This is a genomic window from Actinoplanes palleronii, assembly GCF_016862315.1.
In the GTDB taxonomy this organism is placed as follows: Bacteria; Actinomycetota; Actinomycetes; order Mycobacteriales; family Micromonosporaceae; genus Actinoplanes; species Actinoplanes palleronii.
The window spans coordinates 1-20,439 of the sequence record NZ_BOMS01000044.1 but is presented as its reverse complement, the minus strand read 5'-3'; the positions used below and the strand labels follow the sequence as shown (position 1 = coordinate 20,439).

Below are 20,439 nucleotides of genomic sequence, written 5' to 3'. Positions count from 1 at the left end.
GCGCCACGCCGCTGTTCAGCGACCGCGCAGCGCCGGCGTCCCCCGCGCGATCGCGCAGACCGCCGCCACACACAACACCCCGCCGCTGACCAGCGCCACCGCCCCCGACGACACCCCGGCCACCACCCCGGCCCGCATGTTGCCCACGTCCGGCGCCGCCTGCCCGACGATCTGCTCGGCCGCCGCCACCCGCCCCAGCAGCCCCTCCGGCGTGTTCAGCTGCACCACCGTCCCCCGCGACACCACCGCCACGGTGTCCGCCGCCCCCGCCACCACCAGACACCCCAGCCCCAGCCACGGGTTCGGCACCAGCCCGAACCCGGCCAGGGCCACCCCCCACACCCCCGCCCCGCAGAGCATCACCGACCCGGGCCGGCCCAGCCGGGTGAACGCCCCGGACCACACCGACGCGCACACCCCGCCCACCGCGATCGCGGTCAGGAAGAGCCCCAGCGTCCGCGGGTTCCCCCCGAACCGTTCCGCGTTCACCAGCGGGAACAGGCTGATCGGCATGGCCAGCAGGGTGGCGGCCAGATCGGTCAGCAGCGCACCGCGCACCGCCGGGTTCCCGGCCACGAACCGCAGCCCCTCCCCCACCGCACGCAGACGCCCCGCCGGCACGGCAACCGATGGGGGCAGCCGGGGCAACCCGATCACGCCGTAGAACCCCACCGCGAACGTCAGCGTGTCGATCAGATAGCAGCCACCGACGCCGGCCCACCCGAGCAGCAGGCCGCCGAGCGCCGGGCCGAGCAGCATCGACGCCTGGAACACGATGTGGTTGAGGGCCAGCCCGGCGGCGACCTCCTCACGGCGCAGCAGGTGCGGCAGGAACGCCCGCCCGACCGGCCCGCCGACCGTGACGAAACACGCCTGCACGGCGACCAGCGCCAGCACCCCGGGGACCGGCAGCTGCCCGGCGAACCCCTGCACCGCGAGCAGCGCCGAGCACGCGGCCATGCCGGTCGTCGCGACGATCGAGAGCCGGCGCCGCTCGACCCGGTCGGCGAGATCGCCGGCGAACAGGCCGAACAGCACGATCGGCAGCGCCTGGGCGAGCCCGACCGCGCCGGTCCAGACCGTGCTGTGGGTCTGCTGCCAGACCTGGTAAATCACCGCGATCAGGGTCATCTGGCTGCCGAGCCCGGAGCAGGTCCGCCCGATCCAGAGCCGCCGGAACGCCGGCGACGACCGCAGCGGCTGCACGTCGATGAGAGCACGGGTCACTGCCACGCGGGATCCTCGGCCAGTTTCAGAGCGATCCGGTCGCGGAAACTCCGGCGGGCCAGGACCGCTTCGACGTCCCGGACCACCTGCGTCATCCCGTACGGGATCTCCGCCTCGATCTCGGCCACCGCGGCCTCGGTCGCGCGCCACTCGGCCGCGAGACGATCCGCGACACTTGCGGCTTTCGCGGTGAGGGCGACCTTTTTGGTACGCGCATCCGGCCCCGCCGTGGTCCGCACCAACCCGGCGGCGCGCATCGCGGACACCTTCTGACTCAGCGCCGAGTGGGTCCGGCCGGTCGCCTCGGCCAGCTCGCTGATCGTCATCGGTCCGCGCACGTGCAGCTTGATCAGTTCCTTGACCCAGGTGGTCTTGATCCCGCCGAGGTCGGCCTCGGCGTAGATCCGGGCGATATCAGCGTCCAATGCGGACTGCAGGTTCCACAGCGACTGCCATACCGCGTGGTCGGTGGGATCGGAGAACTCGGTCACGGCCCAACTGTAACAGCACTTATATAAGTGCTGTCACAATCCTGGAGGTGGAGTCATTTGACATCTACATCTGAATAGAAGAATGATGCGGTTACCGACTTAGGGTTGGCTAACCTTTGGAGCTCCATGACCGCCATCTACCTCATCGGCCTCCGCGAGGGCCTGGAGATCACCCTCGTGGTCTCGATCCTCGTGGCCTTCCTGGTCAAGAGCGACCGCAAGCCCCTGCTGCGCCTGGTCTGGGCCGGCGTGGCGCTGGCCGCCGCGATCTCGGTCGGCTTCGCCGTGCTGCTGCAGGTCGGCATCGCCCGGCTGAGCTCGACCCATCAGGAGCTGTTCGAGGCGATCGCCTCGTTCGTGGCCGTGGCCTTCGTCACCTGGATGATCTTCTGGATGCGCCGGATGGCCCGCCACATGGGACGTGAGCTGCGCGGCCGGATGGAGTCCGCGATCGAGGTCGGCCCGGTGGCGATCGCGAGCGTGGCGTTCCTCGCCGTGATCCGGGAGGGCCTGGAGACCTCGATCCTGTTCTACGCGGCCGCCCAGGGCACCGCGGACAGCGCCAAGCCGCTGATCGGGATCAGTCTCGGCCTGCTCACCGCGATCGTGCTGGGCTGGCTGCTGTACTACAGCGCCGTCCGGATCAACCTGTCCACGTTCTTCACCTGGACCGGCGCGCTGCTGGTGCTGGTCGCGGCCGGCATCTTCAAGTACGGCTTCCACGACCTGCAGGAGTCCAACGTCCTCGGCGGCCTGAACAACCTGGCCTTCGACGTGACGAGCTCGTTCCCGCCCACCGCGTGGTACGCCGAACTGCTCCGCGGCATGGTCAATTTCACGCCGGCGCCGACCGTCATCGAGACGATCGCCTGGCTCGCGTACGGGATTCCGGTCCTCGTTCTCTTCCTCTGGCCGGCTCGCCCACACAAGCCGGCGCCCACCCCCGTCACCACCGCTCCTTAGGAGAACGATGCATACCCGCTTGCTGACCGCCGGCGCCGCCGCTACCGCCGCCGCCCTGCTGCTGACCGCCTGTGGCGACAAGGCCGACGACAAGGCCGGCGACGCCGCCTCCGGCAAGATCACCGTGGCCGCCTCCGACACCGAGTGCAAGGTGGAGCGGACCGCGTCGAGCGCGGGCACCGTCACGTTCGCGATCAGCAACAAGGGCAGCAAGATCAACGAGTTCTACATCTACGCCGCCGGCGACCGGATCATGGGCGAGATCGAGAACATCGCGCCCGGCCTGTCCCGTGAGCTGATCGTCGAGCTGCCGGCCGGCGCCTACGAGACCGCCTGCAAGCCCGGAATGATCGGCAAGGGCATCCGCAACGCGTTCCAGGTGTCCGGCTCGGCCGCGCCGCTGACCGAGGACGCCAAGCTGGCCCAGGCCAGCAAGGACTACCAGCGTTACGTGAAGAGCCAGACCACCGCGCTGATCGAGCAGACCACCGCGTTCGTGACCGCGGTCAAGGGCGGCGACATCGAGAAGGCCAAGGCGCTGTTCCCGATCGCCCGCACCTACTGGGAGCGGATCGAGCCGGTCGCCGAGAGCTTCGGCGACCTGGACCCGAAGATCGACGCCCGGGACGGCGACCTGGAGCCCGGCGTGGAGTGGACCGGCTTCCACAAGATCGAGAAGGACCTCTGGGTCACCAAGGACGTCAGCAAGGACGGCAAGATCGCCGACCAGCTGCTCACCGACGTCCAGACGATCGTCACCAAGGCCGAGTCGGTGACGTTCTCCCCGGTCGAGCTCGCCAACGGCGCCAAGGGCCTGCTCGACGAGGTCGCCACCGGCAAGATCACCGGCGAGGAGGACCGCTACTCGCACACCGACCTGTGGGACTTCGCCGCCAACATCGAGGGCTCGCAGGGCGCCATCCAGGCGCTGCGCCCGGCCCTCGAGGAGCGCGACCCGGCCCTGGTCAAGACGCTCGACGAGAACTTCGCCAAGGTCGAGGCCGCCCTCGAGAAGCACCGCGCCGGCGACGGCTGGAAGCTGCACAACACGCTCACCCAGGCGGACCTGAAGGAACTCAGCGACGACATCAACGCGCTCGCCGAGCCGATCTCGAAGGTTGCGGCGATCGTCGCCAAGAAGTAGTCAGGCAGCTTGCCCGGGGGCGAGGCGGTCGTCTCGCCCCCGGTTCACCCCAAGATCAAATTCAAGATGTCGTGCGTCCGCCGGGGTACAGATCGCCGCTCCCGCCGGGACCCCTGCGGGCTTCGCTGGCCGCTGGCGCGTCCAGAACGCGAAACCCTCCGGGGCGACGCCCGTGGCGGGGCACGGTTCACCCCGAAAAACCGAAACCACGTCGGCACCCCCGACCGCGAGAAAGGCCCGTCACATGGAGCGGCGCAAGGTCCTCGGATTGGCAGGCGCGAGCGCCGCGGGCGTGGCCGCCGCAGGCGCGGGAGCGCTCGCTCTCGCACGTCACGACCAGCAGCCCGCCACCGCCACCACCAGCGAGGCGGACGCGGCCGGGGCCATCCCGTTCTACGGGGAGCGGCAGGCCGGGATCGTGACGGCGGCGCAGGACCGGCTGCACTTCTGCGCGTTCGACGTGATCACCGACGACAAGGCCGCGCTCGTCGACATGCTGCAGAACTGGACGGCGGCCGGCGCCCGGATGACGCAGGGGCTGGACGCCGGCACGTTCGGCGCGGTCGGCGGCTCCCTGGAAGCCCCGCCGGACGACACCGGTGAAGCGCTCGGGCTGCCCGCCTCCGGGCTCACCCTGACGATCGGGTTCGGGCCGACGCTCTTCCGCGACGTACGCGGAAAGGATCGTTTCGGGATCGCGGCCCGGCGCCCGGCGGCCCTCGCCGACCTGCCGAAATTCCCCAGGGACACCCTCGAGGACGCGATCAGCGGCGGGGACATCGGCGTCCAGGCCTGCGCGCACGACCCGCAGGTCGCGGTGCACGCGATCCGCAACCTGGCCCGGCTCGGGATGGGCATCGTCAGCGTCCGCTGGTCGCAGCTCGGCTTCGGCCGGACCTCGTCGACGTCCCGGTCGCAGGCCACCCCGCGCAACCTGTTCGGCTTCAAGGACGGCACCCGCAACCTCAAGTCCGAGGACACCGGGCTGCTCGACGAGCACCTGTGGGTGCAGCCCGGCGACGGCCCGGACTGGATGACCGGCGGCTCCTACCTGGTCACCCGCAAGATCCGGATGCTGGTCGAGACCTGGGACCGGTCACCGCTCGCCGAACAGCAGATGATCATCGGGCGGGACAAGGGTGAGGGCGCGCCGCTGACCGGCAAGCTGGAGCACGACGAACCGGACTTCGCCGCCCAGGACGGCGAGGGCGAGCCGGTCATCGCCGTCGACTCGCACCTGCGGCTGGCCCACCCCGACCAGAACGGCGGGGCGCGGCTGCTGCGGCGCGGCTACAACTTCGTCGACGGCTCGGACGGGCTGGGCCGGCTGAACGCCGGGCTGTTCTTCATGGCCTACCAGCGCAACGCGCACAAACAGTTCGTGCCGGTGCAGAACAGCCTGGCCAAACAGGACACCCTCAACGAATACATCCGGCACGTCTCCAGCGGCCTGTTCGCCTGCCCGCCCGGCATGCTCGCCGCCGACGACTACTGGGGCCGGGCGCTGTTCGCCTGAATCCGGGTCCGGGCCTCGAGGTCGTCCCGCAGGCCGGTCAGCCGACTGATCTCGGCGTCGAGGGTGGCGATCCGGCGCGCGGTCGGCCCTGCGGGGTGCGCCCGCCCGGCCGGGTTCGCCCGGCCGGCACCGCGGCCCGCCGCGGCGTCGCCGTCGAGCAGGTCCAGCCGGTCGGCGCACTCGCGCAGGTCGGAGACGGTCAGACCGAGGCTCAGCAGCCCACGGATCACCCGCAGCCGGGCGACCTCGCGGTGACCGTAGACGCGCTGGCCGGTGACGGTGCGCTGAGGTGCGGGAAGCAGGCCGTTCGCCTCGTAGAAGCGCAGTGCCCGAGCCGTCGTCCCGGCCGCCGCAGCCGCGTCGCCGATCCGCATGAATGCCTCCTCGTAGTCGGACTGCCGCCTCTACCTTGCCCGAAATCCGGCCACTCAACACGTTCCGGCTGGCTTCCAGGGGTGCCTCAAGGCCGCCGAGACACCCCTGGAAGCCAGCCGGGGAAGCCGGCGGCGCGCGGCGGCGCGCTCCCCGACGCGGGCCTCGCGCAAGGTGGGCACGGCTGGTGCCGGCGGCTGCCTCGACGGGCCGGAGGCAGCCGCCGACACCAGCCGGGGGTCAGACCTTGAGCGGGGTGGGTGCGGTGAGGCGACGGTGGGCGTACCAGATGAGGGTCAGGGCGGCGGCGGTGAAGACGGCGTTGCCGGAGAGGTCGATGGCCATCGCGGCGCCGCCGGTGGGGGTCTCGACGAACGAGTGCCAGGCGTAGGTGAGCAGCGCGCCGGCCCCGATCGCCAGGTAGTGCAGGTCGGTCCAGCCCTCGCGGGCCGACCAGAGGGCGACGAGGGTCAGGAAGGCGGCCACGTCGAGCACCCACACGGCCGTGCCGATCCAGGTGGGCAGGCTCACGATGGTCAGGCCCTGGAACACCGCACCGGCGACCAGAGTCGCGATCAGGACGGTCCGGGCGCCCGGCGCCGTACCCTGCCGGGGTTTGATCTTGATTGTGATCAGCAACCCGGCGGCGATCAGGAGGGCCAGGATGATCGCGGTGGCGGTGAACTGGCCGGCGGTGGCGGTGTAGGGCCACTGCTGCATGGTGATCGCGGTGCTGATGGCGATGCCGATCGCGAACAGCACGCCGGTCACGATCAGACCGGTGCGGCCCAGCCACGGGGTGGTGCGCCGCTCCCCCGCGACCGCCTCCATCATCAGGATCGACGCGCTGACACTCCAGAACGTGTGCAGGCCGAGGACGTAGAGGGTCCACGGCACGGCGATGCCGAGCGCCGGGAGATAACCGTCGACCAGCAGGTGCGCGTCGGCGTAGTTCGGGTTGAACAGCGACTGGGTGGTCAGCCCCTCCTCGAGGACCGCATAGGCGAGAGCGAGGATCAGGATGTTCGGCCAGCCGAGACCGAGCCGGCGGGTCACCTCCCGGATCAGCAGGGCGCCGCCGCCGTAGAGCGGTGCCAGCGCGACGACCGCCGGCAGGAACGTGATCGGCAGGTTGCCCAGCAGGAACTCGGCGACGAGCGGGGCCAGGAAGAACAGCCCGATGGCGGGTGCGCTACGACGAAGCATGACCTCACTACACCGCTTCCGGAGCGCCCGGCCCCAGGCCGAATATCAGCGTTCACCGATGACAGATGTCAGTGTGTGAGGATCGGAGCGTGACCACGGAGATCCGGGACTTGACGCTCGACGACCTGCCCGCGTGCCTGGCCCTGGCGCAGGACCGGGCGTGGCTGCCCGAGGAGCACAAGTGGCGGCTGCTGTTCGACGTCGGCACGGTCTACGGCGTGCGGGACGAGGCGGGTGGGCTGGTCGGCACCACGGTGCTGACCCGGTTCGGCGGCGGGCTCGCGGCGATCAGCATGGTGCTGGTGGCGGGTCGGTGTGGTGGACGGGGGCTGGGCCGGCGGCTGATGGAGCATGCGCTGGTGGCGGCGGGCGAGGCGACGGTGATTCTGTGGGCGACCGAGTACGGGCGGCCGCTCTACGAGAAGCTCGGGTTCGTCGTGGACGGGCTCACACACACCTACGCCGGCCGGTTCTCGGCGCCGGCTTCCGATGGCGGAGCCGGGTCACGTCCGGCGGTGCCGGCTTCAGGTGGCGCGGCCGGGTCGCGTCCGGCGGTGCCGGCTTCAGGTGGCGCGGCCGGGTCGCGTCCGGCGGTGCCGGCTGATCTGCCCGCTCTCATCGCGCTCGACGCCGAGGTCGCCGGGGCGGATCGCGGTGAGCTGGTGCGGCGGCTGCCGGGCTTCACCGAGCAGCTCCGGGTCGTCGAGCGGGGCGGGGTGATCAGCGGTTATGGCGGTGCGTGGCGCAATCTCGCCGAGGTCGTCGTCGGCCCGGTCGTCGCGGGGAACCTGGACGACGCGCGGACCCTGATCGGCGATCTGGCCGGTGCGGTCAGCGGAGGGGTGCGGCTCGACCTCGACGACCGGCACCCCTCGTTGCTCGGCTGGGCCGCGGAACGGGGCCTCGCGCTACGGCGATCAACGGTGACCATGGTGCGCGGCGGCCGGGAGCTGCCGGGTGAGCGGGGCCGCTGGTTCGCGCCGGTGATGCAGGCGCTCGGCTGACCGGGCGCGGCTGGTCCATCGTGATCGGCACTGGTTGACCGGTTGTGGTCAGCGGCCGTCAGCGCAGGGCGGCGTGGATCAGCTCAACCAGGTCGAGGGTGGCCTCGCCGGTCCAGATCACCGAACTGAGCGCGAGCAGCGCCGGAATGATCAGGAAGGCCCGCGGCGCCGGTCGCGGCTGCGGCCGCAACAGGTGGGCGACCCGCTTCGGTACGACACCGCCCGGCACCGCCGCGTGCAACGCCGCAGCGAAAGGGCTGCCCGCCCCGGCCAGCGCCGCCACCCCGATCGCGTGCGCGAGGGTCTTCCGGCTGCCCAGGTCGGTGGCGGCCCGCTCGTCGGCGGCCCGCTCGATCAGGTAGTCGACGTGCTTGCCGACCCACCACAGCGCCGGGTGCGCGGCGACCGCCAGCTCGGCGAACCGGGCCAGCCGGTGATGGCGTTCGCTCAGGTGCGCGTTCTCGTGCGCGAGCAACGCCTCGAACTGCGGGTCGGTGAGCAGCCCGCGCATCCCGGTGGTGACCACCACGTGCCCGGGGTCACCGGGGACCGCGAACGCCCGGGGCGCGTCGTCCGGCAGCATGACCAGGCCACCCGGCCCGTCCACCGGGACCATGGCCAGCACCGCGCGCTGCCGCCACCAGCGCCGGCCCACCGCGACGACGACGGCGACGCTCAGAGCCAGGCTCAGCCACGGCACCCACTCGACACCGGCGGTGTCGGCCGCGACCACTGCGGCGGACCAGCCGAACAGCCGGCCGACCGCCGGGACCTGGGCCAGGGCGTGCGCGGCCAGCAGGAACAGGTTGATCGTGCTGGTCGCGGCCACGGTCACCGCCGACCAGGCGATCACCGAAGCGGCCCGGCCCGGCGCGAGCCGGTCGGCGAGAAGCCGCACCACGAGCACCGCCAGCGGCGGCACCACGACCACGGACCACAGAAAATGATCAAACATCCGGCTACCTCTTCCACCCGCTCGAGGCCATGCTCTCACCTCACAGGTTCACCACGGCACGCCGTCCGCCCCGGCGGGACGCCGGGCGCCGGAACCCACCCGACGCCGAATGTTCGCCCCTATGCGGTAAGGGCAAATCTTGTTAAGACCGCATAAGTCGCTCTTCTGATCCCACCGAAGGCCGGCAAATAGAGTTATTCGACTGATCAGCGGTTCGCAGACAGCTCGACGCTGACGGACGTTTTGGTAGTGGGACTTGCTGACGGCTTGCCTCGCCCGGACCATGGAGAGACCAGGGAGGTCCACATGGCACTCGACTCACACACCTCGTCGGCCGTCTGCTACTTCTACCCGGGCCCGCACATCGTGGTCACGAACACCTGCATCGAGACCCCCGGCGGGCTGTTCCACCTGCACGACCTCGTCGTCACCAGCATCGCCCACCACTACGCCCACCCGGCGCGGACCGTGGCGATGTTCTGCGCGGCCGTCGAGCTGGCGCTCGCGGCCCCGCTCGCCGTCATCTTCGGGTCGGCGTTGATGATCCTCGCCGGATTGGTCGCCGCCGCGGGCATGGGCGGCGCAGTGGTGCGCGACGGCCACCGCAACCCTCGACTCATGGAGCTCAGGGCCCTTCACCGGGGAGTTCCGACGATCCTGTTCAGCTCGGCCAACAAGACCGAGTTCGAGCAGGTGCGGCGGGCCGTCATCCGGGCGGTCGAGGCCGGCCGCCGCCCGCTTCCCTGAGCGTCGTCCGGGCCGTCAGGGCTGCGACAGCCCGTCCCGGACCGATCGCAGGAAGTCCAGCGCCTCGTCTCCACCGAGGCCGTAGGTCCGCAGGTCACTGACGATCCCCCGGAACCGCTCGGCCTGGGTCTGGTCCGTGGTGAGCGAGTCCAGGCCCGCCGCACCTTCGATGAAGAGCACGTCGTCGAGCGAACCTTCGAACTGCAGCAGCTCGAAGGTTCCGCCGAGGCCGGAATGATGCACCAGGTCGAGCGGTGTCACCGAGATCGAGTACGCCGAGCCGTCGGCGGCGAGTCGCAGCAGATGATCGAGCTGCCGGCGGAGACAGTCCCGTCCGCCCACCGGACGACGCAGGACCGCTTCGTCGATCATCGCGTTGATGTGCGGCTGGTTCCGCTTGCCGAGCCGGGCACGGAAGGCCTGCTGGCGGTCCATCCGCAGGGTCACCCGGGCCAGGACATCGGGGTCGTCGGGCCGGCGCCGCATGGACAGCGCGGTGATCTCCCGGGCGTACTCCTCGGTCTGCAGCAGTCCGGGAACGAACAGCAATTGGGAGCTGTTGATCACCGCAGCTTCGGTCTCGTACGCCACGAATTGCTGGAACGTCTTGTCCAGCTTGTGCCTGCTGTACCAGGAACGCGATCGTGAGGTCTGCGACAGGTGGGCGAGGGTGGCGACCTCGCTCTCGTCGTGCACGCCGTAGAAGGAAAGAAGTGCTCGGAGCTCGAGAGGCTGGATCGTCACCTCGCTGCGTTCGATGCGGGTCAGCTTCGAGGAAGACCACCCGGTGTGCGCCACCACCTGGTCGGGCGTCAGCTCCCGTTTCTCCCGCAGCTCCACCAGACGCCGGCTGACCTGGTTGCGGGCGACGAAGGGACCCACGGCCGAGGTGTCGTCGAGGGAGTGGGTGTCCGGCATCGCCAGGCCCTTCTGATCGGTCGTACGGCTGCAATTCGCAGACAGCAATTGCCAGTTCGCGCAGACCTACCGTAGACCAGCTCCCCGGACGCCGACGCGGCGGAAGGTAAGACCGATTCATCTCCGCCTCATTCAGTCCCGTGGATTTCGGGTACCGTGAGTGACCGACCGTTGACAAAAACTGCATCGGTGAAGCCGGATCAGCCCGCACGATCCCCTGAGGTTCGCGCGCGGCATTGGTGTTCGGGAGGCGTAGTGAACGACCGGGATGACCTCGTCTGGCGGACGAGCTCGAAAAGCGGAGGCGGCGCTTGCGTCGAGGTGGCACTCGACGGCAACCACGTGCACGTGCGCGACTCCAAAGACCCGGGCGGCCCGGTCCTGACCTTCGACCGGCCGGTATGGCGAGCGTTCATCGAGGTCGAGACGTCATAACGAGTCTCGGATGTCCACCAGCAGCGACGTCGCCGCCGACTCGGACGCCGCCGTTGCCAGGAGCGTCCTGACCAGGTCCCGGTAGTACTCGGCGCGCGCCTGGTCGGGACCGATGATCTCGTCCTGGTAGCGGCCCTCGAAGAAGACCGACGTCTCGCCCTCGGCGGCCTCGTGCACCTCGAAGGAGCCGCCCAGCAAAGCGGTCGGGCCGGCGCTCAACGGCATGACCGCCAGGTGGACGGTGTCCTTCTGGGACAGCTCGAGCAGGTGGTCGATCTGCTCGCGCATCATCGCCGCGTCCCGGGTCCGGCGGAGCGCGGCCTCGTCGAGCACCGCCCAGACCCGCGGAGGCGTGTCGCCGTCGAGTCGCTCGCGGAAAGCGGCGGCCCGGTTCATCCGCACCCGCAGGCGGTCGGCCAGCTCGCCGCCGGTCGGTGCGGGATGGGCGATGCCGCTGAGCATCTCCCGGGCATAGCCCTCCGACTGAAACGGGCCGGGAAGGAACATCGGGAGGCTGTAGAAGATCTGGGAGGACTCCCGCTCGACCCTCATCAGTTGCTCGAAGGCTTCGGGTCCCCGCGCGTCGATCACCTTTGCCGGGCTGCCACTCTTCTCCATCGCAGAACTCCTCATCAGGACGACGATAGTCGCTGTCAGCGACTCGCAACCTGCACATTGCAGATTACGCCTGACGCAGGTTTCCACAGTGCGGCACTTCGCGCTATCCCGCCGGCGGGTGTGTTCACGTGGTTACCCCGTCCGGGGTGGGATGAGCTGGATGCGGATCTGGTCGTCGTAAGGGATCACCAGGGTGCGGGCCTGGTCGGTCCAGGTGGCGGGGACCAGGAAGAGGCGGTCGTCGGCGGCTACCAGCAGGCGTAGGCCGTGGTAGCGGTGCTTGAACTCGCCGGCCAGCGGGGTCTCGTCAACGCCGGGCGGGAGGTCGATCAGCGGCTCCTTCGTGTCCAGCAACACCTCGGCGCGGTACGACAGCCGACGGGCGTCGTCCACGGCGCGACCCTGCCCGTATGCCCAGGCGAAGCTGTTCACCGCCCAGAACAGGCCAACCAGCACCAGGCCGCTGACGGCTACCGTGATCAGGCGCCGGAGCCGGACGATCCCTGGCGTGGCGTACCACCGGGGGAACCGGGCCGGGCCGTCCCGGACCAGAACGGTGGCCGCGGCCCACCCTCCGTACGCAATGAGGATCGGTCCGAGGGCCAGCGCGAGCGCGCTGGTGCCGGGAATCTCGGTGCGCGACACCCGGACCACCAGTAGCCCGATCGTGGCCCTGGCCAGCAGCAGTCCCCCGGCGATCAGCAGGGCGGCGGCGGTGCCCAGGGCGGCGCGGCGATGTTCCGGCGCCCCGGTCAGCCAGCTGACCGCCGCGTGCCCGCCCGCGCCGAGCAGGACGGCGAGCAGGACCAGTGCCGCCGGAACGTTGAGGACTTCCAGGCCGTAGAGCATCAAATCCTGGTTGGAGAGGCCGGCCAGCTCCAGGTAGACGCCGAAGTAGGCGAAGCGGGCGCGGGTGCCGATGTAGCCGAAGTAGATCAGCAGCGCGGTGATCGCGGTGGTCGGGGCCAGGATGCCCGCGAGGTCCTTCAGCCGGGTGCCCCAGTCCGGTCCGGTCTCGGCCGGTGGTGCCGGGGCGCGCGGGCGCCGGGAGAGCTTGTCCACTACTCGTCGGTCTTGAAGCAGAACTTGTCCTGGTTCACGTCGTCCGGCGCGCGCACGGCGTAGCAGACCGGCTTCTCGCTGCGGACCGTCCAGGTGACGGTGACCGGCCGGGCAGCGGTCGGCGGATCGCCCCCGAACTCCGGGCCGGAGCAGGCCTTCGGGCCGGCCGAGGCACACCGGCCCTGCACGTCGATCCGGACGTAGCCGATGTATTCGTCGGGGGTTGTGGCGGTGGCTGCGGTTCCGGTGAAGCAGGCAGCGCCTCGTTCCAGGGTCATCCCGCTGACGCACTGGGGGCTGCCCTCGATCTCGCCGTTCGTCGCGCAGGTGCCGGGATCCATGGTCAGTTTTCCGGAGACCCGGATGTTGCGGAGCTTGACCGCGATGCCGGCCGTCTTGTTCTCGAAGAGCGTGCACATGGTCTGCGGGTTGCGGTTGTCCAGGGTCACCCCGCCGACCTCGATGACCCGGGGTTTCGGGGCCGGGGGCGGCGGCGGGCTGCTGCTCGGCCGCTGGGAGGACGGCCGGATGGCAGGATTCGTCGGCGTCTGGCCGGTTTTGTCAGGACCGGCGTCGTCGGTGCCGGTCGAGGTCGGGGTCGCGGTCGTGGTGGGAGCGGCGCCTCTCGGCAGCGGATCGGGAGTGCCCGGCGGCGCGGCGGACAAGGACAAGGGTGCGGGTGAGGGCGAAATGGAGGGTGACGCCGAGGCCGGCGGCGCCACGAACGCCGCCTCCTCCCCCGTGCCGCCGACCGCGAGCCGGGTCAGCCAGAAGACGCCCACGGCCAGGAAGACCGTGAGCGCGGCGGCGATCGCCAACACGCGGCGGCGTTCCGCGGACATGTCCCCTGCCTACCACTCCCCGGCGGGCCGCGATGTCGGCCGGGCGACCGACCCCGCGCCGAATGATCGGGTGGTCAGTCCACGATGAACAGGGTCGCGCCGGTCGCGGTGCTGGACCGGTGCGGCTCGCAGTCGTCACCGACGGTGTAGCAGTCACCGGGGCCGAGCGTCGTGGTCCGGCCGTCGGCCAGATCGGTCCGCAGGCTGCCCTCGACGCAGAGCAGCACGTGCCCCTTGGTGCACCAGTGGTCGGCGAGATACCCGGCCGAGTACCGCACCCGCCGGATCCGCACGTCGCCGAGGCGGTGCGTCTGCCAGCTGGCCGTGCCGGACTCGCCGGGGTGAACCGTCGGTTCCAGCTGGTCCCACGCGATGGTGCGGAACGGATGCTCGGCGAGCTGCACGGGATGCCCCTAAACTGAGATACATGAGAGATACGCCTGAGATGCTAACCCCTCGCCTGCGGGTCTACACCACGGTCAAGGAGCGGATCCTGGACGGGACGTACCGCGAGGGGCAGCTGATCACCGAGGGCGAGGTGGCCGGCGAGGCGGGCGTCAGCCGGACCCCGGTCCGCGAGGCGTTCGTCCAGCTGGAGAGCGAGAACCTGATCGAGCTGTACCCGCGCCGCGGCGCCCTGGTCGTCCCGGTCACCGCCGGCGCCGCCGCGGCCGTCATCGAGGCGCGCCTCGTGGTCGAGCAGTTCGCCCTGGCCAAGGTGGCCGCCCGGCCGGATCTGACCGAGCAGTGGCGCGGCTCGCTCGCGCGCCAGCGGGCCCTGCTGGCCGACACCGACCTGGACGCGTTCAACACCGAGGCGCAGCTCTTCCACCGCTCCCTGGTCGCCCTGGCCGCCAACCCGATCATGCTGCGCCTGTACGACTCGCTCCGCGACCAGCAGCTGCGGATCGGTCACGCCGCCATCCACCGCACCAGCGGCCGCGCCGACCAGGTGCTGAGCGAGCACGAGGCGCTGCTGGCCGCGGTCGAGAGCGGTGATCCCGGCCTGGCCGGTGCCCGCCTGACCGGCCATCTCACCGCCACCCGGGAGGCGCTGTAGACCGCGGGTGATGAGTTCCCGGGCCCGCAGCCGTCTTACCTGTGACGGAACACGCCGAGACAGAAGGGTGGCGCCATGGACGCGGACTTCGAGGGGCTGGCCGAGCGGCACCGGCGGGAGCTGCACGTGCACTGCTACCGGATGCTCGGATCGTTCGAGGACGCCGAGGACACCGTGCAGGAGACGTTCCTGCGGGCCTGGCGGCGGCGGGAGACGTTCGAGGGGCGCTCGACGTTCCGGGCCTGGCTGTACCGGATCGCCACCAACGCGTGCCTGGACCTGCTCGCCACGTGCCGCCCGGAGCCGGCCACCGGCGGTGAGGTGCGGTGGCTGCAGCCGTACCCGGACCGGCTGCTCGACGAACTGCCCGCGGGTGGCGCGGACGAGCCGGAGACCCTGGCCGTCGCCCGGGAGACGATCGAGCTGGCCTACCTGGTCGCGGTCCAGCACCTCGCGCCGCGCCCACGGGCCGTGCTGATCCTGCGCGACGTGCTCGGCTGGCCGGCGAAGGACGTCGCGGAACTGCTCGGCGACTCGGTCAACTCGGTGAACAGCGCGCTGCAGCGGGCCCGCGCCGGGATGCGGGAGCACCTGCCCGCCGAGCGGCAGGACTGGACCGGTGGTGAGGAGGACGCCGGGACGCGTGCGACGGTGCGCCGGTTCACCGAGGCCAGCGTGGCCATCGACATCGACGGGCTGGCCGCGCTGCTGCGCGACGACGTCCGCTGCTCGATGCCGCCGACGCCGGGGCTGCAGCTCGGCCGCGACGCGGTGGTCGCCGACTGGCTCGCGGACGGCTTCACCGAGCTGGGGCGCCTGCGTAGCGTGCCCACCTCGATGAACCGGCAGCCCGCCGTCGCGTTCTACCTCTGGCACAAGGAGGAGGGCGCGTACCTGCCGCTGACCCTCGACGTCCTGCGGGTCACCGGCGGGGCGATCACCGAGATCACCACGTTCGGCGGTGACCGCTTCCCGCAGCTGGGGCTGCCGGAGCGCCTGGCCGCGGACGGTACCGAGTGATGGCCCGCATCGGGCTGGTCGCCACCCTCGTGGCGGTGGTGGCCACCACCGTGGCCGCCGCGATCGCCGGAGCCGCCGGTGTGGACTTCGCGATCCCCGACGGCGGCGAGAGGATCCCCCTGGCCGGGTTCGCCGTGGTGACCGGCTTCTTCTCGGTCGTCGGCGTGGTCATCGCCGTCGCCCTGCGACGGTGGAGCACTCGCCCGGCCGAGCGGTTCGTGTGGACGGCCGTGGTGCTGACCGCGATCTCGCTGGTCCCGCCGGTCCTCTCCGGAGCGGACACCGCCACCGTCGCCACCCTGCTCGGGCTGCACCTGATCCCGGCGGCCGTGATGATCCCCGCCCTGGCGCGAAGCCTCGGTAACCGGTCACAGGAAGCATCTCTATGATCCTTGACTTCCCGGCTCCCCACCGGGAAGCGCCTGGCTCCCCACCAGGCGGGCAGGACACATCCCCACATAGGAGTCAACCGGTGAGCATCCGGAAGAAAGTGCGTAACACCGCCCTGGTGTCCGCCCTGGCGGCGAGCGCCGTCGCGGCAGTGATCATCCTCCCCTCGATGGGCCACGCGGCGGCTGCCTACTACGTCTCCCCCACGGGTAGTGACAGCGCGGCCGGCACCGTCGCGGCGCCGTTCCAGTCGATCGCGAAGGCGCAGACCGTGGCCGCGGCCGGCGACACCGTCTACCTGCGCGGCGGCACCTACGCGTTCACGACGGCGACGACCGCCTGCTCGAGCCAGACCGCCGTGGTCGACGCGGTGAAGCTGAGCACGAGCGGCACGGCGGGCAGCCCGATCAGCTACGTGAACTATCCCAGCGAGAAGCCGATCTTCGACTTCTCCGGGATGACCGGCGTGAACTGCCGGATCAAGGGTTTCGACGTGACCGGCAGTCATCTGTATCTGCGGGGCATCGGCGTGACCGGCGTGCCGCAGAACAACAGCCTGAACCACGAGTCGTGGGGGCTGTGGATCTCCGGCAGCAACAACACGTTCGAGAAGATCAACACGCACAACAACATGGGTCCGGGACTGTTCATCGCGAAGGGCGGCAACAACCTCGTCCTGAACTCGGACTCCTACAACAACTACGACCCGTACAGCTCGAACGGGGCCGGCGAGAACGGTGACGGATTCGGCGCGCACATCGCGGCCGGTAATGCCGGGAACGTGTTCCGCGGCTGCCGCGCGTGGTGGAACTCCGACGACGGCTTCGACCTGATCAACGCGTACTCGTCGGTGACGATCGAGAACTCGTGGTCGTGGCGCAACGGGTATCTGCCGCAGACCACGACGCCGATCGGGAACGGGGCCGGGTTCAAGGCCGGTGGTTACGGCGGCGTCTACGTCGCGACCGCGGCGAAGCACACCGTACGGAACTCGGTCGCCTTCCTGAACCGCGGCCCGGGCTTCTACAGCAACCACCACCCGGTCGCCAACGACTACGTCAACAACACCAGTTACAGCAACGGCATCGGCTTCAACATGCTGGGCATCAATGCCAGCGGCGCCGCCGTCGGTCTCGGAACATTGAAGAACAACATTGCGTACGGGGGAACGCTCACCGCGAACCTCTCCGGCACGACCGCCACCACCAACTCGTGGAACCTGAGCCTCACCATGAACGACGCCCAGTTCCAGAGCGTGGCCACGACCGGCTGGAACGTCTCCCGCCAGTCGAACGGCGACCTGCCCGTGCTGACCGCCCTGCACCTGGCGGCCACCAGCACCCTGATCGACAAGGGCACCGACGCGGGCCTGCCGTTCACCGGCTCGGCTCCGGATCTGGGCGCCTTCGAAACCAGCTGAGTGATCGGCTGAGCGGCCGCCGGGGTGCCGGCTGGTCCTCAGGGGTGCCTCAAGGACCGGGAGGCACCCCTGAGGACCAGCCGGCAACGCCGAGCGTGCGGGCGGCGGCGCGGGTGACCGGGTGCCGGCCCGACCGGAGGTGCCCACCGCTCCCGGCCGGCCGGTCGGGCGGGCAGACGGCAGCGGGCACCCGGCGTCTATGCGAGAAGTGCGGCGGCTCGGGCCGTGAAGAGGTCGCGCTCCCGGCTGTTGCGGGTCATCGCGGCGGCCCGCAGGAACTCCGCGCGCGCCTCGGCGGCCCGGTCCAGCCTGGCCAGCAGGTCACCGCGGACAGCAGGGAGCAGCGGGTAGCCCGGCAGGTCCAGGGCGTCGACGATGGCGAGGGCCCGGGCGGGGCCGTACGCGTGGCCGACCGCGACCGCCCGGTTCAGCTCCACCACCGGTGACGGGGTGACGTACGCGAGCACCTCGTACAGCGCCGCGATCCGCTCCCAGTCGGTGTCCGCCGGGGTGCTCGCGCGGGCGTGGCAGGCCGCGATCGACGCCTGCAGGACGTACGGGCCGAGGGTGGAGCCGGCGCGATCGAGGGCCGTGAGGCCGCGGCGGATCAGGAGCCGGTCCCACCGCCGCCGGTCCTGGTCCTGCAACAGCACCGGGGCGCCGTCCGCACCGGTCCGCGCGGGTGTCCGGGACGCCTGCAGCTCCATCAGCGCGACCAGGCCGTGCACCTCGGGCTCGTCCGGCGCCAGCCCGGCCAGGACCCGGCCGAGCCGCAGCGCCTCGGTGCACAGCGCCGGCCGCATCCAGTCCTCGCCGGCGGTCGCCGCGTACCCCTCGTTGAAGATCAGATAGATCACCTGGAGGACCGAGGCGAGCCGGTCGGCGGCCTCGGCCGGCGGCGGCAGCTCGATCGGCACCCGTTTCTCGGCCAGGGTGCGTTTGGCCCGGGTGATCCGCTTGCCCACGGTCGGCTCCGGCACCAGGTACGCCCGCGCGATCTCGTCGGTGCTCAGCCCGCCGAGCAGCCGCAGCGTGAGCGCCACCCGGGACTCGGTCGGCAGCACCGGATGACAGGTCGTGAAGATCAGCCGCAGCAGGTCGTCGCCGACGTAGTCGTCCAACTCGGCGGCGAGATCAGGATCGGTCACCTGGGGTGTGGCCCGGCCGAGCTCGGCGAGCTTCTCCCGGTACCGGCCCCGCCGGCGGAGCAGGTCGACGGCGCGGTGCTTGGCGGTGGCCGTCAGCCAGGACGCCGGGTGCTCGGGCACGCCGGCGACCGGCCACTGCTCCAACGCGATGACCAGGGTGTCCTGGGCGAGCTCCTCGGCCAGCCCGACGTCGCCGACCAGGCGGGCGAGAGTGGCGACGATCCGGGCCGACTCCATCCGCCAGACCGTCGCCACGACGCGGGAGGGCTCGGTGGCCGTCACGGCCACCGATCCTGCCACCCGGGGCGCTAGTTGCCGAAGTCCTCCGGCCCGAACACCTTGCGGATCTCGGTGTCGCCCTCCCAGCCCGGCCACATGTCCCGGTGCAGGGCCAGGAAGCGCGACGCCCACTCGACCGCCTCCGCCTTGGACCGCACCTCGTAGATCGCGTAGCTGATCGTCTCCTTCGCCTCGGCGAACGGGCCGTCGGTCACGCCGATCTGCCCGTTCACGAGGGAGACCCGGGCGCCGGTCTGGCTCGGGGCCAGGCCCGCGGTGTCCAGCAGCGCACCAGCCGCGGTGGCGTCCGCGCCGAGCTTCATGATCGCCTCCATCAGGCCCGGCGGCGGCGGGGTCGACGGCTGCTCGGCCTTCAAAATCATCAGGTAGCGCATGGCAGGTCCTCTCAGGCGGCGGTGCGGTGGAAGTGCAGGCAGACGGCGGCCAGCCAGGCCCAGGCGAGCAGGACGGCGGCGACGAAGGCCAGGGTGGTCGGTCCGTGCGAGCCGCTGGCGATCCCGGCGAAGGCGGCCAGGAACAGGATTCCGGTGGTCCGGGAGAACCAAGCCCATGTGGTACGACCTTCGCGCGCGAATCGCGAGCCGAGCACCAGACACGCGGCGATCAGGCCGAGGAACCCGATCCCGCCCATCGCGAAGTGCAGCATCCCGTGCCAGCTGACCGCCGTGGTCGCCGGGGTGCCGGCCGGGAACCCCTGGGCCGGATCCGCCGTGAAAGCACCCGCGCCGATCAGGCTCACGCCGTACACAAAAAGCAGTGACGGTGACCAGAATCGGCCGTGACCGGTGGGAAGGGCGCGGCGCAGGCCGACGGCCGCGGCGCAGGTCATCAGGCCGGTCAGCACGAAGTTGGTGATCTGCAGCCAGCCGAGGTCACCGTTCTCGAGCAGGCTCCAGGCGTGCTCGTCGAGGCGGAAACCGTCCCGGGTCAGCGCCTGGGCCAGGCTGACCGTGACGTAGAACGGCCCGGCGAGCACCCCGTAGCCGAGCAACGATCGGGTGGTCCGGACGGCCGGGCTGCACTGCCGGTCGAGGGTGGTCATCGTGGTCTCCTTCGTTCGTGTCCTCATCTGCTCCTGTCTGCTCCTCGAACGGGAGGACCAGGTTCGGACACGACGACGGAGTTTATTTTCGGCGTTCCACTGACGGGGTGGTTTTGGGCGATCGCCGGTGTGCGCTCGAGGCGGAGCACTCAGGATCGCGGTATGAGGATCTGGCCGGGAAATCCGTATCCGCTGGGTGCCGCGTACGACGGCGGCGGCACGAACTTCGCCATCTTCAGCGAGGTCGCCGAGCGGGTCGAACTGTGCCTGTTCGACGACGACGGCACCGAGACCCGGTTCGACCTGCCCGAGCGGGAGGCGCTCGTCTGGCACGGGTATCTGCCGCGGATCGTTCCCGGTCAGCGGTACGGCTACCGGGTGCACGGGCCCTACGACCCGTCCCGGGGCCTGCGGTGCAACCCGACCAAATTGTTGCTCGACCCGTACGCGAAGGCGATCGACGGGGACTACCGGTGGGACCAGGCGCTGTTCTCGTACGAGTTCAGCGACCCGGACGCGCGCAACGACGCGGACTCCGCGCCGTTCGCACCCCGCTCGG

General features: G+C 70.8%; 23 protein-coding genes and 1 pseudogene. 11 read left to right on the top strand and 13 right to left on the bottom strand.

The window, feature by feature from the left end; genetic code table 11:
* Positions 1 to 15: 15 nt before the first annotated feature.
* On the bottom strand, positions 16 to 1,233 hold the full coding sequence (locus tag Apa02nite_RS15825) for an MFS transporter (protein WP_203825611.1): 1,218 nt from the start codon (positions 1,231 to 1,233) through the stop codon (positions 16 to 18).
* On the bottom strand, positions 1,224 to 1,718 hold the full coding sequence (locus tag Apa02nite_RS15820) for a MarR family winged helix-turn-helix transcriptional regulator (RefSeq protein WP_203825610.1): 495 nt from the start codon (positions 1,716 to 1,718) through the stop codon (positions 1,224 to 1,226). The genes Apa02nite_RS15825 and Apa02nite_RS15820 overlap by 10 nt, the downstream gene beginning before the upstream one ends.
* 126 nt (positions 1,719 to 1,844) lie before the next feature.
* On the opposite strand from Apa02nite_RS15820, the gene efeU reads away from it, so the two are divergent.
* The 3 genes from efeU (at position 1,845) to efeB (ending at position 5,341) form a co-directional block, all read left to right on the top strand.
* Positions 1,845 to 2,681, top strand: a complete 837-nt coding sequence (efeU, locus tag Apa02nite_RS15815) for an iron uptake transporter permease EfeU (RefSeq protein ID WP_067685967.1) — start codon at positions 1,845 to 1,847, stop codon at positions 2,679 to 2,681.
* A gap of 7 nt (positions 2,682 to 2,688) precedes the next feature.
* Positions 2,689 to 3,825, top strand: a complete 1,137-nt coding sequence (efeO, locus tag Apa02nite_RS15810; RefSeq protein ID WP_203825609.1) for an iron uptake system protein EfeO — start codon at positions 2,689 to 2,691, stop codon at positions 3,823 to 3,825.
* A 244-nt stretch (positions 3,826 to 4,069) separates the two neighbouring features.
* On the top strand, positions 4,070 to 5,341 hold the full coding sequence (gene efeB, locus Apa02nite_RS15805; protein ID WP_203825608.1) for an iron uptake transporter deferrochelatase/peroxidase subunit: 1,272 nt from the start codon (positions 4,070 to 4,072) through the stop codon (positions 5,339 to 5,341).
* Here the strand turns inward: efeB and Apa02nite_RS15800 are convergent.
* Both Apa02nite_RS15800 and Apa02nite_RS15795 read right to left on the bottom strand, forming a co-directional pair.
* A complete protein-coding gene (locus Apa02nite_RS15800; protein WP_203825607.1) occupies positions 5,314 to 5,715 on the bottom strand; it encodes a MerR family transcriptional regulator in 402 nt (133 codons plus the stop codon). The genes efeB and Apa02nite_RS15800 overlap by 28 nt on opposite strands.
* A 238-nt stretch (positions 5,716 to 5,953) precedes the next feature.
* Positions 5,954 to 6,919, bottom strand: coding sequence for a hypothetical protein (locus tag Apa02nite_RS15795; RefSeq protein ID WP_203825606.1), 966 nt, complete (start codon positions 6,917 to 6,919; stop codon positions 5,954 to 5,956).
* An 89-nt stretch (positions 6,920 to 7,008) separates the two neighbouring features.
* On the opposite strand from Apa02nite_RS15795, the gene Apa02nite_RS15790 reads away from it, so the two are divergent.
* A complete protein-coding gene (locus Apa02nite_RS15790) occupies positions 7,009 to 7,923 on the top strand; it encodes a GNAT family N-acetyltransferase (protein ID WP_239164334.1) in 915 nt (304 codons plus the stop codon).
* A 58-nt stretch (positions 7,924 to 7,981) separates the two neighbouring features.
* Here the strand turns inward: Apa02nite_RS15790 and Apa02nite_RS15785 are convergent, their stop codons facing one another.
* Positions 7,982 to 8,878 (bottom strand): M56 family metallopeptidase, encoded by an 897-nt coding sequence (locus Apa02nite_RS15785; RefSeq protein ID WP_203825604.1) that lies wholly within the window; start codon positions 8,876 to 8,878, stop codon positions 7,982 to 7,984.
* A 306-nt stretch (positions 8,879 to 9,184) separates the two neighbouring features.
* On the opposite strand from Apa02nite_RS15785, the gene Apa02nite_RS15780 reads away from it, so the two are divergent.
* Entirely contained in the window at positions 9,185 to 9,625 is a 441-nt protein-coding gene (locus Apa02nite_RS15780; RefSeq protein WP_203825603.1) for a DUF6232 family protein, read from the top strand.
* A 15-nt stretch (positions 9,626 to 9,640) separates the two neighbouring features.
* Here the strand turns inward: Apa02nite_RS15780 and Apa02nite_RS15775 are convergent, their stop codons facing one another.
* Positions 9,641 to 10,543 carry a helix-turn-helix domain-containing protein gene (locus Apa02nite_RS15775; protein WP_203825602.1) on the bottom strand — a complete coding sequence of 301 codons (903 nt, stop codon included), beginning with the start codon at positions 10,541 to 10,543 and terminating at the stop codon, positions 9,641 to 9,643.
* 255 nt (positions 10,544 to 10,798) lie between these two features.
* On the opposite strand from Apa02nite_RS15775, the gene Apa02nite_RS15770 reads away from it, so the two are divergent.
* Positions 10,799 to 10,978, top strand: a complete 180-nt coding sequence (locus Apa02nite_RS15770) for a DUF397 domain-containing protein (protein ID WP_203825601.1) — start codon at positions 10,799 to 10,801, stop codon at positions 10,976 to 10,978.
* Here the strand turns inward: Apa02nite_RS15770 and Apa02nite_RS15765 are convergent.
* The 4 genes from Apa02nite_RS15765 to Apa02nite_RS15750 form a co-directional block, all read right to left on the bottom strand.
* Positions 10,973 to 11,611, bottom strand: coding sequence for a DUF5753 domain-containing protein (locus tag Apa02nite_RS15765; protein WP_203825600.1), 639 nt, complete (start codon positions 11,609 to 11,611; stop codon positions 10,973 to 10,975). The two genes, Apa02nite_RS15770 and Apa02nite_RS15765, sit on opposite strands and share 6 nt — an antisense overlap.
* A 117-nt stretch (positions 11,612 to 11,728) precedes the next feature.
* Positions 11,729 to 12,658: a hypothetical protein gene (locus Apa02nite_RS15760; RefSeq protein ID WP_203825599.1), complete on the bottom strand. Its 930-nt coding sequence runs from the start codon at positions 12,656 to 12,658 to the stop codon at positions 11,729 to 11,731.
* Entirely contained in the window at positions 12,658 to 13,500 is an 843-nt protein-coding gene (locus tag Apa02nite_RS15755) for a hypothetical protein (protein WP_203825598.1), read from the bottom strand. The genes Apa02nite_RS15760 and Apa02nite_RS15755 overlap by 1 nt, the downstream gene beginning before the upstream one ends.
* 74 nt (positions 13,501 to 13,574) lie before the next feature.
* Positions 13,575 to 13,904: a DHCW motif cupin fold protein gene (locus Apa02nite_RS15750; protein WP_203825597.1), complete on the bottom strand. Its 330-nt coding sequence runs from the start codon at positions 13,902 to 13,904 to the stop codon at positions 13,575 to 13,577.
* Between the two features lie 23 nt (positions 13,905 to 13,927).
* On the opposite strand from Apa02nite_RS15750, the gene Apa02nite_RS15745 reads away from it, so the two are divergent.
* The 4 genes from Apa02nite_RS15745 (at position 13,928) to Apa02nite_RS15730 (ending at position 17,390) form a co-directional block, all read left to right on the top strand.
* Positions 13,928 to 14,560: a GntR family transcriptional regulator gene (locus Apa02nite_RS15745; protein ID WP_203825596.1), complete on the top strand. Its 633-nt coding sequence runs from the start codon at positions 13,928 to 13,930 to the stop codon at positions 14,558 to 14,560.
* 75 nt (positions 14,561 to 14,635) lie between these two features.
* Positions 14,636 to 15,580, top strand: coding sequence for an RNA polymerase subunit sigma-70 (locus Apa02nite_RS15740; RefSeq protein WP_203825595.1), 945 nt, complete (start codon positions 14,636 to 14,638; stop codon positions 15,578 to 15,580).
* Positions 15,580 to 15,969 carry a DUF6069 family protein gene (locus Apa02nite_RS15735; protein ID WP_203825594.1) on the top strand — a complete coding sequence of 130 codons (390 nt, stop codon included), beginning with the start codon at positions 15,580 to 15,582 and terminating at the stop codon, positions 15,967 to 15,969. Before Apa02nite_RS15740 ends, Apa02nite_RS15735 begins: the two co-directional genes overlap by 1 nt.
* Before the next feature lie 83 nt (positions 15,970 to 16,052).
* Positions 16,053 to 17,390 (top strand): right-handed parallel beta-helix repeat-containing protein, encoded by a 1,338-nt coding sequence (locus tag Apa02nite_RS15730; RefSeq protein ID WP_203825593.1) that lies wholly within the window; start codon positions 16,053 to 16,055, stop codon positions 17,388 to 17,390.
* Between the two features lie 197 nt (positions 17,391 to 17,587).
* Here the strand turns inward: Apa02nite_RS15730 and Apa02nite_RS15725 are convergent, their stop codons facing one another.
* The 3 genes from Apa02nite_RS15725 to Apa02nite_RS15715 are packed head-to-tail and all read right to left on the bottom strand — an operon-like array spanning position 17,588 to position 19,880.
* Positions 17,588 to 18,820 (bottom strand): RNA polymerase sigma factor, encoded by a 1,233-nt coding sequence (locus Apa02nite_RS15725; RefSeq protein WP_344574545.1) that lies wholly within the window; start codon positions 18,818 to 18,820, stop codon positions 17,588 to 17,590.
* A gap of 26 nt (positions 18,821 to 18,846) precedes the next feature.
* Positions 18,847 to 19,212: a YciI family protein gene (locus Apa02nite_RS15720; protein WP_203825592.1), complete on the bottom strand. Its 366-nt coding sequence runs from the start codon at positions 19,210 to 19,212 to the stop codon at positions 18,847 to 18,849.
* An 11-nt stretch (positions 19,213 to 19,223) separates the two neighbouring features.
* A complete protein-coding gene (locus Apa02nite_RS15715; protein ID WP_203825591.1) occupies positions 19,224 to 19,880 on the bottom strand; it encodes a DUF998 domain-containing protein in 657 nt (218 codons plus the stop codon).
* A 162-nt stretch (positions 19,881 to 20,042) separates the two neighbouring features.
* On the opposite strand from Apa02nite_RS15715, the pseudogene Apa02nite_RS15710 reads away from it, so the two are divergent.
* A pseudogene (locus tag Apa02nite_RS15710) lies at positions 20,043 to 20,439 on the top strand (glycogen debranching enzyme); the annotation flags it as partial.

Bases quoted from the DNA above. Each gene is read 5' to 3' on its own strand.
- Apa02nite_RS15715 (WP_203825591.1), bottom strand. From the start codon at position 19,880: ATGACCACCCTCGACCGGCAGTGCAGCCCGGCCGTCCGGACCACCCGA.
- Apa02nite_RS15735 (WP_203825594.1), top strand. From the start codon at position 15,580: ATGGCCCGCATCGGGCTGGTCGCCACCCTCGTGGCGGTGGTGGCCACC.
- Apa02nite_RS15785 (WP_203825604.1), bottom strand. From the start codon at position 8,878: ATGTTTGATCATTTTCTGTGGTCCGTGGTCGTGGTGCCGCCGCTGGCG.
- Apa02nite_RS15800 (WP_203825607.1), bottom strand. From the start codon at position 5,715: ATGCGGATCGGCGACGCGGCTGCGGCGGCCGGGACGACGGCTCGGGCA.
- Apa02nite_RS15745 (WP_203825596.1), top strand. From the start codon at position 13,928: ATGAGAGATACGCCTGAGATGCTAACCCCTCGCCTGCGGGTCTACACC.
- efeO (WP_203825609.1), top strand. From the start codon at position 2,689: ATGCATACCCGCTTGCTGACCGCCGGCGCCGCCGCTACCGCCGCCGCC.
- Apa02nite_RS15740 (WP_203825595.1), top strand. From the start codon at position 14,636: ATGGACGCGGACTTCGAGGGGCTGGCCGAGCGGCACCGGCGGGAGCTG.
- Apa02nite_RS15755 (WP_203825598.1), bottom strand. From the start codon at position 13,500: ATGTCCGCGGAACGCCGCCGCGTGTTGGCGATCGCCGCCGCGCTCACG.
- efeB (WP_203825608.1), top strand. From the start codon at position 4,070: ATGGAGCGGCGCAAGGTCCTCGGATTGGCAGGCGCGAGCGCCGCGGGC.
- Apa02nite_RS15765 (WP_203825600.1), bottom strand. From the start codon at position 11,611: ATGAGGAGTTCTGCGATGGAGAAGAGTGGCAGCCCGGCAAAGGTGATC.
- Apa02nite_RS15795 (WP_203825606.1), bottom strand. From the start codon at position 6,919: ATGCTTCGTCGTAGCGCACCCGCCATCGGGCTGTTCTTCCTGGCCCCG.
- Apa02nite_RS15780 (WP_203825603.1), top strand. From the start codon at position 9,185: ATGGCACTCGACTCACACACCTCGTCGGCCGTCTGCTACTTCTACCCG.
- Apa02nite_RS15775 (WP_203825602.1), bottom strand. From the start codon at position 10,543: ATGCCGGACACCCACTCCCTCGACGACACCTCGGCCGTGGGTCCCTTC.
- efeU (WP_067685967.1), top strand. From the start codon at position 1,845: ATGACCGCCATCTACCTCATCGGCCTCCGCGAGGGCCTGGAGATCACC.
- Apa02nite_RS15720 (WP_203825592.1), bottom strand. From the start codon at position 19,212: ATGCGCTACCTGATGATTTTGAAGGCCGAGCAGCCGTCGACCCCGCCG.